The sequence below is a fragment of the Pseudonocardia sp. T1-2H genome, assembly GCF_038039215.1.
In the GTDB taxonomy this organism is placed as follows: Bacteria; Actinomycetota; Actinomycetes; order Mycobacteriales; family Pseudonocardiaceae; genus Pseudonocardia.
Genome location: NZ_JBBPCL010000001.1, coordinates 5,966,717 through 5,981,470 on the forward strand (window position 1 = coordinate 5,966,717; position 14,754 = coordinate 5,981,470).

A 14,754-nucleotide genomic window follows, 5' to 3' on the forward strand; every position below is an offset into this window, starting at 1 on the left:
CAGCGAACGGCCCCGGCCTCCGGTCAGGCGCGGCGCGCGGCGTAGGCCTCCAGCTCCGCCACCTGCTCCGGGTCGAGCGACGGCGGGACCGCGCGGCGGGCCGCCGCCAGGTGGGCGGCGGTGACCTCCGTGGCGTCGAGGGACTCCCGCATCGCGGTCAGCGCCGCCTCGCGCAGGATCGCGGCACAGTCCGCGGCGGAGTAGCCCTCGAGCTCCACGGCGAGGGCGTCCAGGTCGACGTCCTCGGCGAGCGGGATGTTGCGGCCCGCCGCCCGCAGGATGTCCGCCCGCGCCTCGGCGTCCGGCGGCGGGACGAACACCAGCCGCTCGAGCCGGCCGGGGCGCAGCAGCGCGGGATCGACGAGCTCGGGCCGGTTCGTCGCCCCGACCACGACGACGTCCCGCAGCGGGGTCGCCCCGTCGAGCTCCGTGAGCAGCGCCGCGACCACCCGGTCCGCCACCCCAGAGTCCGTGGACCCGCCGCGGCGCGGGGCGAGCGCGTCGACCTCGTCGAGGAAGATCAGCGAGGGGGCGGCGTCCGCCGCCTTGCGGAACAGCTCGCGCACCGCCCGCTCGGACTCGCCGACGTACTTGTCCAGCAGCTCCGCGCCCTTCACGGCGAACACGTTGAGCGCGCCGGAGCCCGCGAGCGCCCGGAGCAGGAAGGTCTTCCCACCACCCGGCGGCCCGTAGAGCAGCACTCCGCGCGGGGCGGCGACCCCGAGCCGGGCGAACGAGTCGGGATAGCGCAGCGGCCACAGCACGGCCTCGGTCAGGGCCTGCTTGACCTCGGCCATGTCCCCGACCTGGTCCAGCGTGATGCCCCCGGTCTGCAGCGTCTCCGTCGACGACATGGAGATCGGCCGGGTGCCCCCGACCGCGTCGAGCAGGTCACGCTGGGTGATCTTCGGATCCTCGCCGGAGCCTCTGCCGCAGCGCCGCCTGCACCGCCGCCTCCCGCCGCACGGCGAGCAGGTCCGCCACGACGAAGCCCGGGGTCCGCTCCGCGATCTCGGCCAGGTCGACGTCCTCGGCCAGCGGCACGTCCTGCAGCAGCCTGCGGAGCAGCTCCGCCCGGGTCCGGTGGTCGGGGAGCGCGAGTCCCAGCTCGCGTTCGGCCAGGTCAGGGGCCCGGAACCGGGGATCGACGGCCTCGGGTGCCGCCGTCGTCGCGACGAGGGCGAGCCCCGGCGTCCCGACGGTCTCGCGCAGCGCGTCCAGCACCAGGGTCGCGAGCGGCGGCGCGGTCGCGGCGGGGAGCAGCGCGTCGACGTCCGTGACGAGCAGGACCACGGGCGAGTCCGCGGACGCGGCGGCCCGGGCGGAGGTCAGCACCTCCTGGACCCGTGCCGCGGCCGACGCGGGCTCGAGCGCCCCCGCGGACGGCCCGTTCAGCTCGACGCACCGCGCCTTGGTCGCGGCGGCGACGCTGTGCACCAGCGTGGTCTTGCCGGATCCTTCCGGCCCGGTGACCAGCACCCCCAGCCGTGCGGTGCCGCCGAGCCGGACGAGCAGCTCGGGACGCGCGAACGTCAGCTCCAGCCACTCCACGAGCTTGCGCGCGGCCGCCGTGTTGCCGATCAGGTCGTCGATCGGGAGCGCCGGTTCCGCCGGCGGCGCGGGTGCGGGCCGTGCGGCGGGTGTGGGGCCTGCCCCGGTGGCGGCGGGCGCGGAGGCATGTGGGGCGGCGGTGGCGCGGGACGACGCGGTGGGCGCGTCCGCGGTCGTCGGACCGTCGACCCAGCCGACGACGGTCGTGGGCGAGATCGAGACCGGCCCCGCGGGCTCGGCGGCGGCGACCGTGAGCAGCTCGCTCGTCCACACGCCGCCGATCGCGTTCGCCAGCGTCCGGCGGGTTCCGGGGACGTCCGCGCCGGGCGGCGGCGCGATGTCCTGGGGCAGCAGGGACACCGCGTCGCCCGGCGTCAGGACCTTGCCGAGCAGGGCGAGCCGGGCCGTCGCGGGCGTCACCGCGGCCCGGACCAGGCGCGATCCGGCGAGGACCACTCGTCGGGCCGGGGTGACCTCGACCGGTTCGACCACGACCGAGGACCCGTCCGTGAGCCCGGCGTTGGAGAGCGTGACGTCGTCCAGGCGGGCGTGGCCGGGGGCGCCGCGGGCCTCACCGGCCACCGCGAGCGCGGCCGTCTCCCGGGTCCCGGTGAGGGTGACCGCGTCCCAGGAGCGCAGGCCGAGGGCGTCGAGCACCTCCGGGTGCAGGCGTACCACGCCCCGGCGGGCGTCGAGGGCGGAGGTGGCGAGGCGGGCGACCAGGGTGATCACGGGCACCGGCACACGGTATCGACCGCGTGGTGACGGGCGTCGGCCCGCTCAGCGACGGCCCGCTCAGCGACGGCCCGCTCGGCGACGGCCCCGCTCAGCGACGGCGGAGCCCCGGCCGACGCCGGTTCGCACTCGGTACCGGCTGGCCGCCGGGACGCGGGCCGGTCCCGTTCGGGCCCGTCCCGTTCGGGGCACTGTTCTGGGGGGATCCGCCGTCCGGGCCGAGGCGGCGGACCGCCGCGCGCATCACGCCGCTGGCCCGCCCGGCGACCCGGCGTCGCAGCGGTGGGCGCAGGCCCAGCCGGCGGGCCGAGCGCGCGGCCCGGGCGACGGCCCGGCGCTCACGCGGCGGGACACCCCATGCCTCGGGGTGCTTCGACAGCCAGCGGTACCGCTGGAACGTGACCGGTGCCAGCGCCACGTACCCGGCCGCGATCAGCGCCATCCCGAGGAACGGGGCGGTGAGCAGGATCGCCGCGACCACGCCGACCAGCACCAGCAGCGGGGCGATCAGGCGGGGCTGCACCCGGACGCTCTTCAGCGACAGCGTCGGGAGCCGGCTGACCATCAGACCTGCGACGAGCAGCGCCCACAGCGCCACCGTGATCTGCGACGACCACCAGCCCGGTCCGAAGTGCAGCCACAGGTAGAGCGGAACGCCCGCGGTGAGCGCGGCCGCCGGCGCCGGGACGCCCATGAAGAAGCGCTTGGCGAACGGGGGCTGGTCCACGTCGTCGATCAGGGTGTTGAACCGGGCGAGGCGCAGCGCCATGCAGACCGCGAACACCAACGCGACGACCCAGCCGAAGCGGTTGCCCTGCAGCGCCCAGATGTAGAGGACAAGCGCGGGCGAGACACCGAAGGAGACGAGGTCCGCGAGCGAGTCCAGCTCGGCGCCGATCCGGCTGCTGGCGTCGAGCAGGCGGGCCAGGCCGCCGTCCAGCGCGTCGCAGAGCGCGGCCGCGCCGACCGCGGCGATGCACAGCTCGAACCGTCCGGCCAGCGCGAACTGGACGGCGGAGAGTCCCGCGCAGAGCGCGAGGACGGTGACGGCGTTGGGCAGCAGCCGCACGCCCGCGGCGTACGGGCCGTCCGGCCGTGTCACCGATCCCGCCTCGGCGCGCAGGGGGACAGGTCCGCGAGGACGGTCTCGCCGCCGATCGTCCGCTGCCCGACGGCCACCTCCACGGAGGCACCGGGCGGGAGGTAGGTGTCGACGCGGGAGCCGAAGCGGATCAGCCCGTAGGTCTCCCCGGCGGCGACCTCGTCCCCGGCCCGGACCTCGCAGACGATCCGCCGCGCCAGCAGGCCGGCGATCTGGACGACGCCGACGGCGTGCCCGTCCTGGGTGTCGAGCACGAGGGAGTTGCGCTCGTTGTCCTCGCTGGCCTTGTCCAGGTCCGCGGAGAGGAAGGCGCCGGGCCGGTACTCGACCTCGCGGATCCGGCCGTGCGCGGGGACGCGCTGCACGTGCACGTCCAGGACGGACAGGAAGACGCTGACGCGCGGGCACGGCACGCGCGGGAGGTCCAGCTCGTCCGGCGGCACGACCTCGGCGATCGTGGCGACGGTGCCGTCGGCCGGCGCGAGGACCACGCCGGTGCGCGGCGGGGGCGTGCGGTGCGGGGACCGGAAGAAGGCTGCGGTGCCCAGCGTGGCGAGCAGGCCGAGACCGCCCCCGCGGCCGGTGAGCAGGCGGAGGGCTGCGGCGGTGACTCCCACGCCGGCGACGATCGGCCGTCCGCCCGGATGCATCGGCGGAACCGCGGCGCGGACCAGCTCGGCGATGTGACTCAGGGACGTCCCGGTCTCGGGCATGTGGCGGGTCTGCTCCTCGTCGGCCGGCGCCCGACCCGGGTCACCGCCATGGCGGTACCACGCGGTCGGATGGGCGGCCGCCACGCTACGCGGGGCGGATGGGCCAGGAGTAACGGGAGTCCGATTCGCGGAGGACCTGCCCGGGATCCGCGGAAAGGCCCCGGCCACGCAGAGGGCTCCGGGAACGGAAAGGGCCCCGGACACGCAAAGGGCCGGAGCCGCCATCCCCCGAGACGACGACCCCGGCCTTGGAACCGCTCGTCCGCTCCCCAGCGACGGGCGGTGGGTCCTTTGCGAGGAGTGGTTGCCCCTCCTCAGTTGAAAGTATCCCCAGCAGTCGACCCAACGTCCAGATCAATGGCGGAGATGCCGCTGATGCGCACCGATTGGCCGAACACTCACAAGCTAAGACGCTTCGCTGCGTTGCAGTGTTGCACCGAGCGACTGTGATCTGTACCACTTTCCGGGCGACGTGTGGTGCGATTACCCCTGACGGGTCACCCGTCGAGCAGCCAGACCTCGACGGGGTCGCCCACACGGACGGCGTCCAGCCCTTCGGGCAGGACCATCAGGCAGTCCGCCCGGGCCAACGCTCCCAGCAGGTGGGACGCCGGACTGCCCACCTCGCGGACGGTGCCGTCGGCGGCGTCGAGCACCCCGCGGCGGAACTGACGCTTGTCCGCCGGCGAGCGGAGGTCCTCGCCGGCCTTCGCCGTCACCACCGGGCGGGCCGGGTGTGGATGGCCCATGGCGGCTCGCAGCGCGGGACGCACGAACACCTCGAAGGACACCAGCGAGCTGACCGGGTTCCCGGGGAGTGTGACCACGGGGCAGGAGATGCCGTCGTCGAGCTGCAGGCGGCCGGCACCCTGGGGGCCGCCCGGCTGCATCGCGACGCGCACGAAGTCCACCCCGTGTCCCGTCAGCGCGTCCTTCACGACCTCGTAGGCGCCCGCGCTCACCCCGCCCGAGGTGATGACGAGGTCGACGCCCTCGGCGACGCGTTCCTGCAGGACCTTCCGGAACTCGTCGACGTCGTCCGCGACGCTGCGCAGCTGCTCGGCCGTGCACCCGGCGTCGCGGATCGCGGCGGCGAGCATCACCCCGTTGGACTCGTAGATCTGGCCGGGGCGCAGCTCCCGGCCGGGCTCGACGAGCTCCGAGCCGGTGGAGAGGACGAGGACGTGCGGCTGCCGGCGCACCCGCAGGGTCGCCAGGCCGAGCGCGGCGGCGATGGCGATCTGCGGCGCGCCCAGGACCGTGCCGGCGGTCAGCGCCACGACGCCGGCCGCGACGTCCTCGCCGACCGTGCGCACGTGGGTGCCGGCGGGCCGCTCCGCCGCGATCCGGACCCGTTCGGTGCCGCCGTCCGTCAGCTCGACCTGGATGACGGCGTCCGCGCCCGCGGGCATCGGGGCGCCGGTCATGATCCGGGCGGCCGTCCCGGGCTCGAGCGCCGGGACGTCGACCCGGCCGGCCGGGATGTCCGTGGCCACCGGGAGCTCGACCGGGGACGACTCGCCGGCCCCGACGACGTCGACAGCCCGGACCGCATAGCCGTCCATCGCCGAGTTGTCGAAGGGCGGCAGGGCGAGCGGGGTGACGAGGTCCTCGGCCAGCACCCGGCCCCGGGCCTCGGCGACCGGCACCTCGACGACCTCGGTCGGCGGCAGCAGGGCCGCGACCACCGCCCGGTGCTCGTCGACGGTCCGAGCGGACTTGATGGTTCCGGGCTGCGGGGCGGGCGCGGCGGCGTTCACGATCACCATCCTGCCGCAGCTTCGCGAGTACCGTCGCGACGGCTCCATCGCTCGATCGACCCGGCCACCCAGTCTTGCACTCGCCTACCCCGAGTGCTAAAAACGCCCTTGGCACTCGACACGCGTGAGTGCCAGGTCGGGCCGGTGAGACCGGCGCAGGGTTGCCGGTCGTCCGTCGCGGGCGCCGCTCGACACAAGACTTTCGTGTCATCCCAATCGGAGGACAACACCCCCATGGCGAAGATGATCGCTTTCGACGAGGAGGCGCGCCGCGGGCTCGAGCGCGGCATGAACACCCTCGCCGACGCTGTCAAGGTGACGCTCGGCCCGCGCGGCCGCAACGTCGTCCTGGAGAAGAAGTGGGGCGCGCCCACCATCACCAACGATGGTGTGTCGATCGCCAAGGAGATCGAGCTCGAGGACCCGTGGGAGAAGATCGGGGCCGAACTCGTCAAGGAAGTTGCCAAGAAGACCGACGACATCGCGGGTGACGGCACCACCACCGCGACCGTCCTGGCCCAGGCGCTGGTCCGCGAGGGCCTGCGCAACGTGGCCGCCGGCGCGAACCCGATGGGTCTCAAGCGCGGGATCGAGAAGGCCGTCGAAGCCGTCTCCCAGCAGCTGCTGAAGACCGCCAAGGAGGTCGAGACCAAGGAGCAGATCGCTGCCACGGCCTCCATCTCCGCCGCCGACAAGCAGATCGGCGAGCTCATCGCCGAGGCGATGGACAAGGTCGGCAAGGAAGGCGTCATCACGGTCGAGGAGAGCCAGACCTTCGGTCTGGAGCTCGAAGCTCACCGAGGGCATGCGCTTCGACAAGGGCTACATCTCGCCCTACTTCGTGACCGACGCCGAGCGCATGGAGGTGGAGCTCGAGGACCCCTACATCCTCCTGGTCTCCTCCAAGATCTCGACCGTCAAGGACCTGCTCCCGCTGCTGGAGAAGGTCATGCAGTCGGGCAAGCCGCTGGCGATCATCGCCGAGGACGTCGAGGGCGAGGCCCTGGCCACGCTCGTCGTCAACAAGATCCGCGGCACCTTCAAGTCCGTCGCCATCAAGGCGCCCGGCTTCGGTGACCGCCGCGAGGCCATGCTCACCGACATGGGCATCCTGACCGGCGGCGAGGTCATCTCGGAGAAGGTCGGCCTCAAGCTGGACACCGCCGACCTGTCGCTGCTCGGCAGCGCGCGCAAGGTCGTCGTGACCAAGGACGAGACCACCATCGTCGACGGCGCGGGCGACGCGGACCAGATCGCGGGCCGGGTCAACCAGATCCGCGCCGAGATCGACCGCACCGACTCGGACTACGACCGCGAGAAGCTGCAGGAGCGCCTGGCCAAGCTGGCCGGCGGTGTCGCGGTCATCAAGGCGGGCGCGGCCACCGAGGTCGAGCTGAAGGAGCGCAAGCACCGCATCGAGGACGCCGTTCGCAACGCGAAGGCGGCCGTCGAGGAGGGCATCGTCGCCGGTGGCGGCGTGGCGCTCATCCAGGCCGGTGCGGGCCTGTTCGAGGGCCTCGGCCTGGAGGGCGACGAGGCGACCGGGGCGAACATCGTCAAGGTCGCGCTCGAGGCGCCGCTCAAGCAGATCGCCATCAACGCCGGCCTCGAGGGCGGCGTCGTCGCGGAGAAGGTGCGCGGGCTTCCGGCCGGCGAGGGCCTCGACGCGGCCACCGGTGAGTACAAGGACCTGGTCAAGGCCGGCATCATCGACCCGGCCAAGGTCACCCGCTCGGCGCTGCAGAACGCGGCCTCGATCGCGGCCCTGTTCCTCACCACCGAGGCGGTCATCGCCGACAAGCCGGAGAAGAACGCCGCTCCGGCCGGCGACCCGACCGGCGGCATGGGCGGCATGGACTTCTGAGTCCTGCCCCACCCAGTACGTCCACGCGAGGGCGGCACCCAGCAGGGTGCCGCCCTCGCGGCGTTCTCGCCGGGCCCGGAGGCGGGCGGCGCCGCGCCCGCCGGACGCGCAGCCCGTGCTGCGGCCGCTGCGATCCGCCCGCCACGATCACCTCGACGTCGGCTGCGGCGGTCCCGCACGAGGTGCCGAGGATCCCGGCGGCCGACCAGCCGCCCAGCCCCCCGTGACGAGCAGGTACGCGGCGCGCGAGCGCAGCTCGAGGTCCGGCGGATCCGCCTCCCCTCGAAGGACGGGGACCTACACCCCGCCCGCCCGTCACCAGCTCGCAGCGTGGTTCCGGCCGGTGCCGGATCCGCGCCGTGGTTCCGGGAGGCCTGATGCTCACTCCACCGGGGCGAGCGCCCAGGCCGCGGCATAGATCAGCACGCCGGCACCGAAGCCGAACACCGTCAGCACCACGAGGCCGATCCGGATCAGCCCCGCGTCCACGTCCAGGCTCTCGGCGAGGCCGCCGCAGACGCCGCCGAGCATCTTGTCGGAGCGGCTGCGGTGCAGGCGGAAGGGCTTCTTCGCCGGCGCGGCGGCCTTGACCGCGGCGGGGGCCGCCGGCTCGTCGGAAGTCGGGCCTGCGGTGATCGGGCCGGCGTCGGTCAGGCCGCCGGGGATCGGGCCGTCGGTGATCGGGCCCGTGGAGGTGGTGGTCGTCGTCTCGTCCATGTCCACCACACTGCGCCGCGCCGGAGCCCGGAACCTCCGGGAGGACCCCGGTCCCGACCCGGATCCGCCCCCGGCCCCGGCCGGGGTCAGGACCCCGGGGGCTTCGACGGCGTGCGCGCGGACTGCCGCGGGTGCGGGACCTCGCGCTCGGCGTCGCCCGGCACCTGTCGGTCCCGGAGCCGGATGACCCGGCCCAGGAGCAGCGCGACGACCACGGCGACGACCACCCAGGCCGCCACCGCGACGACGATCCAGCCGATGATCGAGATCTCGGGGCTCCTCATGTCGCGTCGAAGACCCAGTGTCCACCCCTCGCGGCCGTCGCGCACGCTCCGGCGGGTGGCCGCGATTCGGCCGAGCGGACGCGAAGTCGCTGCTCAGCCCGTCTCGGGGTCCATCTCGGGGAGGGCGGGGCCGAGCAGGTCGTCCGCGTCGACGATTCGGTAGGCGTAGCCCTGCTCGGCGAGGAACCGCTGCCGGTGCGCGGCGTACTCCGTGTCGAGGGTGTCTCGCGACACGACGGAGTAGAAGTGCGCCTGCCGTCCGTCGCCCTTCGGGCGCAACAACCGGCCGAGACGCTGTGCCTCCTCCTGCCGCGAGCCGAACGTGCCGGACACCTGCACCGCGATGGACGCCTCGGGCAGGTCGATCGAGAAGTTCGCGACCTTGCTGACGACCAGCCGGTCGATCTCCCCCATGCGGAAGGCCTCGAACAGCGACTCCCGCTCCCTGTTCTTGGTGGAGCCCTGGATGACCGGGCAGTCCAGCGCCTCGCCCAGGTCGTCGAGCTGGTCCAGGTAGGCCCCGATGACGAGGGTGGGCTCCCCCTTGTGCCGGTCCAGGATCGCCTGGACGACGGGCAGCTTGGTGCGCGCGGTGGAGGCCATGCGGTAGCGCTCCTCGGCCTCCGCCGTGGCATACGCGAGCCGCTCGGCCTCGGTCATCGTGACCCGGACCTCGGTGCACTCGGCGGGCGCGATCCAGCCCTGCTGCTCGATGTCCCGCCACGGGGCGTCGAAGCGCTTGGGCCCGATCAGGGAGAACACGTCACCCTCCCGGCCGTCCTCGCGGACCAGCGTCGCGGTGAGGCCGAGGCGCCGGCGGGACTGCAGGTCCGCCGTCATCCGGAACACCGGCGCGGGCAGCAGGTGGACCTCGTCGTAGAGGACCAGGCCCCAGTCCCGGGAGTCGAAGAGCTCGAGGTGGCGGTACTCACCCTTCGTCTTGCGGGTGATCACCTGGTACGTGGCGATGGTGACCGGGCGGATCTCCTTCTTCTCCCCGGAGTACTCGCCGATCTCCTCCTCGGTGAGGCTGGTCCGCGCGATCAGCTCACGCTTCCACTGGCGGCCGGAGACGGTGTTCGTCACCAGGATCAACGTCGTGGCCTTGGCCTTCGCCATCGCCGCGGCCCCGACCAGGGTCTTCCCCGCGCCGCAGGGCAGGACGACGACGCCGGACCCGCCCTGCCAGAACCCCTCGACCGCCTGGGCCTGGTAGTCCCGCAGCGTCCAGCCGTCCTGGACGAGGTCGATGGCGTGCGCCTCGCCGTCGACGTAGCCGGCGAGGTCCTCGGCCGGCCAGCCGACCTTGAGCAGCATCTGCTTGAGGTGCCCGCGCTCGGACGGGTGGACGATCACCGAGTCCTGGTCGATCCGGGCGCCGAGCATCGGGGCGATCTTCTTCTGTCGCATGACCTCCTCGAGCACGGCGCGGTCCAGCGCCGTCATGACGAGGCCGTGGGCAGGGTGGTTCGCCAGCTGCAGCCGCCCGTAGCGGCCCATCGTGTCCACGACGTCGACGAGCAGCGGCTGCGGCACCGCGTAGCGGGAGAAACGGACCAGCGCGTCGACGACCTGCTCCGCGTCGTGCCCGGCGGCACGGGCGTTCCACAGCGCGAGCGGGGTGACCCGGTAGGTGTGCACGTGCTCCGGCGCGCGCTCCAGCTCCGCGAACGGCGCGATCGCGGAGCGGGCGTCGTCCGCCATCGGGTGGTCGACCTCGAGGAGCAGCGTCTTGTCGGACTGGACGATCAGAGGTCCGTCGGTCACGGAACGGGTTCCCTTCGACGGGGTGTGCGGGTCACCGGCGGGTGACCGGTCGGTACAGCAACGAATACTCTCGGTGAGCCGGACGGCACCCGACGCGCGACGAGCGGTCGGGTTGGGGAAGATCGGCTCGGGGGCCGACCGGTGGTCCACCTCACCGGCCTGGGGAGGCTCGGTCCGGAGTTATAGTGATCGGGCTCAAACAAGAGAACGTACGTGTGCCACGACGATCATATCCGTTACCGGCGCGAACACGGCCTCCCCAGCGGCCGCGTGTCGGCACCGAGAAGAACCGGAACGCGCTTCGCGGAATTCCCCGTGCCGCCACCGGTCCCCGACGAGTAAGGCGCGAGAAGATCGACCCGACGCTCCCCCGGCCCCGCAGACACCTGCCGAGTCCCGTACCGCCCGTCCGGCGTGTACGGCGCACCCGCTGTCGGCCATTTGCCGCCGCTGGCGTGCACCTCGGCGTCCGCGAGGGCCGTGAGGGCGCTTCCCGTCGGTCACGCGTGTCACTCTCGTCCGGGTCGTCGGGAACCATCAGGGAGACGTTGACGTGACCAGCACCGAACGCCACCCCACGTGGTCCGAGCGGTTGAACCCGCGCAACTGGAACCTGGCCACCAAGCTCGTCGCCGTCGGGCTCGTCCCGACGCTGCTGGCACTGGTCCTCGGGGTCCTGCGGATCGCGGACCAGGCGGGGGTCGCCCAGGACCTCGGCACGGGGAACCGGCTGCTCGAGATCAGGCAGCAGCTCGCCGCGAGCGCGGACGCCCTGCGGGCGGAGCGCGACGCCGCGGTGCTGTTCGTGGCGGGCAACCGGAAGGGGGACCGCGCCGCCCTGGAGGCCGCGGACGGCGCCACGGACGCCGAGCTGGACAAGGCGCGGCAGGCCCTCGCGGACCCGGCCGCGCAGGGTCCGGGCACCGCGACGGCGATGCAGCAGGCCGAGGGCGGGTTCACCCAGCTCCCGGTGCTGCGCACGGCCACCGTCTCCTCGCCCGTCCCGGCCGAGGACGTGCTGAACCAGTACACGGACATCATCGAGCGCGCGGACGTTCTCGAGAGCGCCCTGCTGCGGCAGGCGCAGACCGAGCAGAACGGCGGCCTGGCGGACGCGCTCGCCGCCACCACCGCCGCCTCCGAGGCGCTGGCCCTGCAGCACACCGTGATCGGCGGCGCGATCGCCGCGGGGCAGGTGCGGGAGCCGGACCGGACCGCCGTCACCGGCAGCGACGCCGCCTACCGTGCGGCCTTCGCCGCCTACCAGGTCTCGCTCACGCCGGAGCAGCTCGGCCGCTACGGCAACTTCGCCACGGACGGCGCCAACGTCGCCCGCGAGCAGCTGCGTACCGCGGTCCTCGGCACCGCCGACGGGCGCCCGGTGGTCGCGGACCCGGTGGCCTGGAACGCGGCCTACCAGCAGTCGGCGCAGGTCGTGGAGAACGCCGCGGCAGGCGTCGAGAACGAGCTCACCAGCGACAGCGCCGCCGCCCAGGAGGAGGCGAGCAACCAGGCCGGGGTCAACTCCGTGATCCTGATGCTCGGCCTGCTGCTCGGCATCGCGATCATCGTGCTGCTGGCCCGCTCGCTGATCCGCTCGCTGCGCATCCTGCGGCGGTCCGCCCTGGACGTCGCCGAGCGGCGACTGCCCGCCGCCGTCGAGAACATGCGCACGGGCAACGCGATCAACGCGATCGTCGAGCCGGTGCCGCTGAGCGGCCGGGACGAGGTCGGCCAGGTGGCCCGCGCGTTCGACGCGGTGCACGGGCAGGCCGTCCGCCTCGCCGCGGACCAGGCCGCCCTGCAGGCCAACGTCTCCAACATGTTCGTCAACCTCTCCCGCCGCAGCCAGGCCCTCGTCGAGCGCCAGCTGCAGCTGATCGAGCAGCTGGAGAGCAACGAGCAGGACCCGGACCAGCTCTCGAACCTCTTCCAGCTGGACCACCTCGCCACCCGTATGCGGCGCAACAGCGAGAACCTGCTGGTCCTCGCGGGCACGGACCTCGCCAAGCGCAACATCGCCCCGGTCCCGGTGGTCGACGTGCTCCGCGCCGCGGTGTCCGAGATCGAGCAGTACCAGCGGATCGTCGTGCAGCCGCCGCCCTCCGCGACCGTCGCCGGCCGCGCCGCGAGCGACATCGTCCACCTGCTGGCCGAGCTGCTGGACAACGCGACGAACTTCTCCCCGCCGGACTCGCAGGTCGTCATGAGCACGATCCGGCTGGACGACGGCTCACTGCTGGTCGAGATCGCGGACCGCGGCGTCGGCATGGCGGACGCCGAGCTCGCCGAGGCCAACCAGCGCCTCGACGGCCCGTCCGCGATCGACGTCTCCGCGTCGCGCCGCATGGGCCTGTTCGTGGTCGGCCGCCTGTCCCACCGGCACGGCCTGGCCGTTCGCCTCGGCGGCACCCCGATCGACGCCGGTGGCGGCGGCCTGACGGCCTCGGTGACCGTGCCGTCGACGCTCGTCCCGTCGGCGGAGCCCGGGCCGCCCCAGCGCGCGGTGGCCCCGGCGCAGGTCCCGCAGCAGACGCCGAACACGCCGGAGCGTCCCGGCGGTGGCCTGCAGAGGGCGGGCGGCCGGAACACCGGCCCCGACGGGCCGGGCCCGAACGGCTCCGGCCTGAACGGCTCCCGTCCGCAGGTCAACGGAACGCCGCGCACCGGATCGCTGTCGTCGCTGGTCGCGGGCAGCGACGGGCCGATGAGCCCGGCCGGTGCGTTCGAGCAGGCGTTCCCCCGGAGGTGCCGAAGGCGCCGTCCAGCCTCAACGGCAGCAACGGCCTGCCCACCCGCAAGCCCGGGTCGGCGCTGCGCCGTAACAAGCCGCCGGAGGCCGCCTCGCCGTCGCCGTTCGACGCGTTCGAGCGGCCGGACCCGGCCGAGCGGCCCAGCGCGGCCGAGCGGCTCACCGCGTTCGACAAGACCCGGCGCGACTCCCGCCCGGACGACCTGGCGGACACGCCGGACGCGCCCGGTGAGGCCACCTTCGGCGGCATCGCCGCCGTCGGTGCGGCCGGTCCCGCCGTGGGCCTTCCCGGCCCCGGCCGGGCGGACGCCTCGCAGGACCGTTCCGACGACGCCCGGGACGAGACGTCCACGAACGATGCCGAGACGGGTGCGGCCGAGCGCGGCCTTCCCGACGGCAGCCGCACCTCGGCCGGGCCGGACGACATCGAGAACACCGACGACACCGCCACCCAGGCCAACCCGATCGTGGCGCAGTCCGGCCCCGAGGTGACGGCCGCCACCGAGGACGACACGGACGCCGACCGGGGCGAGGGGCACATCGAGTCCCCGGGCGGGTCCTGGGCGGTGGAGTCGCTGCGCGGCACCCCCGACGACCTCCGCGACGCCGGCGCCCCCGGCTCCGGCTCGAACGGAAGCGCGCCCGGGAGCAGGGACGACATCGCACCGGGTGCGTCGTCGCAGAACGGCTCCGGGTCCGGCGGCTCGGCCTTCGAGGGCCTGCCGAAGCGCGAGCCCGGTCGGCTCTCCCGTGGCGTTCCCCGCTCGGGTGACCCCGCCGAGACCGGTGAGGCCGAGGACGGGACGGAGCAGGAGACGATCGCCCCCGCAGCCCCCGCCACGGCCGCCGCTTCCGGCGGCCGCGAGGACACGGCCGAGAAGGACCGGGCCACCGGGGACCTCCCGGACGGTGAGACCGCCGACGAGGTCGAGGCCCCGGATCCCCTTGCCGAGGACGTCCGGACGGACGGCCACGACAGCGGCGACACCCGGGACGGCGAGAACCCGGACAGCGGAGCTGCAGGACGAGCGCTTCCCGGACTTCCCCGGCGCGGGTGTCGGCGGGCCCGGAAGCAGCGGCAACCTCGGCGGCCCGCTGCCCACGCGGAACGCTCCGGGTGCGGGCCCGAACGGCCCCGGCTCCGGTCGTCCCGGCTTCGGCGGGCCCGGGTCCGGTCGACCCGGTGCCCCGGGCAACGGCATCCCCGGCCCCGGCCCGTTCCGGGCGGCCGAGCAGCAGCCCGTCGGGGCCTCCGCGTTCGCCGGTCCCCGGGACCGGCCGGGTGAGGAGCGCGAGCAGGACGGCCTCCCCGTCCACGGCGGCCGGACCCGGAACGATCAGGGTCAGAACGGCCTCGACCGCAACGGCCCGGGCCAGAACGCACCTGGGCACAACGGCCCGGGTCAGGGGCAGAACGGCCCCGGCGGCCAGGGTCTCGGTCAGGGTCAGGTCGGTCAGGGTCAGGTCGGTCAGGGTCAGGGCGCTGCGAACGGTGGCGGGCTGATCGGG

General features: G+C 74.1%; 8 protein-coding genes and 3 pseudogenes. 4 read left to right on the plus strand and 7 right to left on the minus strand.

The annotated features are described in order from the left end of the window. Positions 1–23: 23 nt before the first annotated feature. The 4 genes and pseudogenes from WBK50_RS29420 to moeA form a co-directional block, all read right to left on the minus strand. Positions 24–2,295 (minus strand): annotated as a pseudogene (locus WBK50_RS29420) (AAA family ATPase). A gap of 82 nt (positions 2,296–2,377) precedes the next feature. Beyond that, positions 2,378–3,388 carry a CDP-alcohol phosphatidyltransferase family protein gene (locus tag WBK50_RS29425; protein WP_341338682.1) on the minus strand — a complete coding sequence of 337 codons (1,011 nt, stop codon included), beginning with the start codon at positions 3,386–3,388 and terminating at the stop codon, positions 2,378–2,380. Beyond that, on the minus strand, positions 3,385–4,101 hold the full coding sequence (locus tag WBK50_RS29430) for a phosphatidylserine decarboxylase (RefSeq protein WP_341338683.1): 717 nt from the start codon (positions 4,099–4,101) through the stop codon (positions 3,385–3,387). The genes WBK50_RS29425 and WBK50_RS29430 overlap by 4 nt, the downstream gene beginning before the upstream one ends. Positions 4,102–4,598: 497 nt before the next feature. Next, entirely contained in the window at positions 4,599–5,870 is a 1,272-nt protein-coding gene (gene moeA, locus WBK50_RS29435) for a molybdopterin molybdotransferase MoeA (RefSeq protein WP_341338684.1), read from the minus strand. Between the two features lie 225 nt (positions 5,871–6,095). Here moeA and groL point away from each other — a divergent pair. Next, positions 6,096–7,725 (plus strand): annotated as a pseudogene (gene groL / locus WBK50_RS29440) (chaperonin GroEL). Positions 7,726–8,106: 381 nt separating this feature from the next. Here the strand turns inward: groL and WBK50_RS29445 are convergent. The 3 genes from WBK50_RS29445 to WBK50_RS29455 form a co-directional block, all read right to left on the minus strand. Continuing rightward, positions 8,107–8,442 carry a PspC domain-containing protein gene (locus WBK50_RS29445; RefSeq protein WP_341338685.1) on the minus strand — a complete coding sequence of 112 codons (336 nt, stop codon included), beginning with the start codon at positions 8,440–8,442 and terminating at the stop codon, positions 8,107–8,109. 86 nt (positions 8,443–8,528) lie between these two features. After that, positions 8,529–8,726 (minus strand): hypothetical protein, encoded by a 198-nt coding sequence (locus WBK50_RS29450; protein WP_341338686.1) that lies wholly within the window; start codon positions 8,724–8,726, stop codon positions 8,529–8,531. A gap of 93 nt (positions 8,727–8,819) precedes the next feature. After that, positions 8,820–10,493 carry a DNA repair helicase XPB gene (locus WBK50_RS29455; RefSeq protein WP_341338687.1) on the minus strand — a complete coding sequence of 558 codons (1,674 nt, stop codon included), beginning with the start codon at positions 10,491–10,493 and terminating at the stop codon, positions 8,820–8,822. A 553-nt stretch (positions 10,494–11,046) separates the two neighbouring features. On the opposite strand from WBK50_RS29455, the pseudogene WBK50_RS35475 reads away from it, so the two are divergent. The 3 genes and pseudogenes from WBK50_RS35475 to WBK50_RS29465 all read left to right on the plus strand — a co-directional run. Then, positions 11,047–11,955: pseudogene (locus WBK50_RS35475) on the plus strand (nitrate- and nitrite sensing domain-containing protein); the annotation flags it as partial. A gap of 495 nt (positions 11,956–12,450) precedes the next feature. Continuing rightward, a complete protein-coding gene (locus tag WBK50_RS35480) occupies positions 12,451–13,737 on the plus strand; it encodes an ATP-binding protein (protein ID WP_445942407.1) in 1,287 nt (428 codons plus the stop codon). Then, positions 13,713–14,531 (plus strand): hypothetical protein, encoded by an 819-nt coding sequence (locus WBK50_RS29465; RefSeq protein ID WP_341338689.1) that lies wholly within the window; start codon positions 13,713–13,715, stop codon positions 14,529–14,531. Before WBK50_RS35480 ends, WBK50_RS29465 begins: the two co-directional genes overlap by 25 nt. Positions 14,532–14,754: the final 223 nt, after the last annotated feature.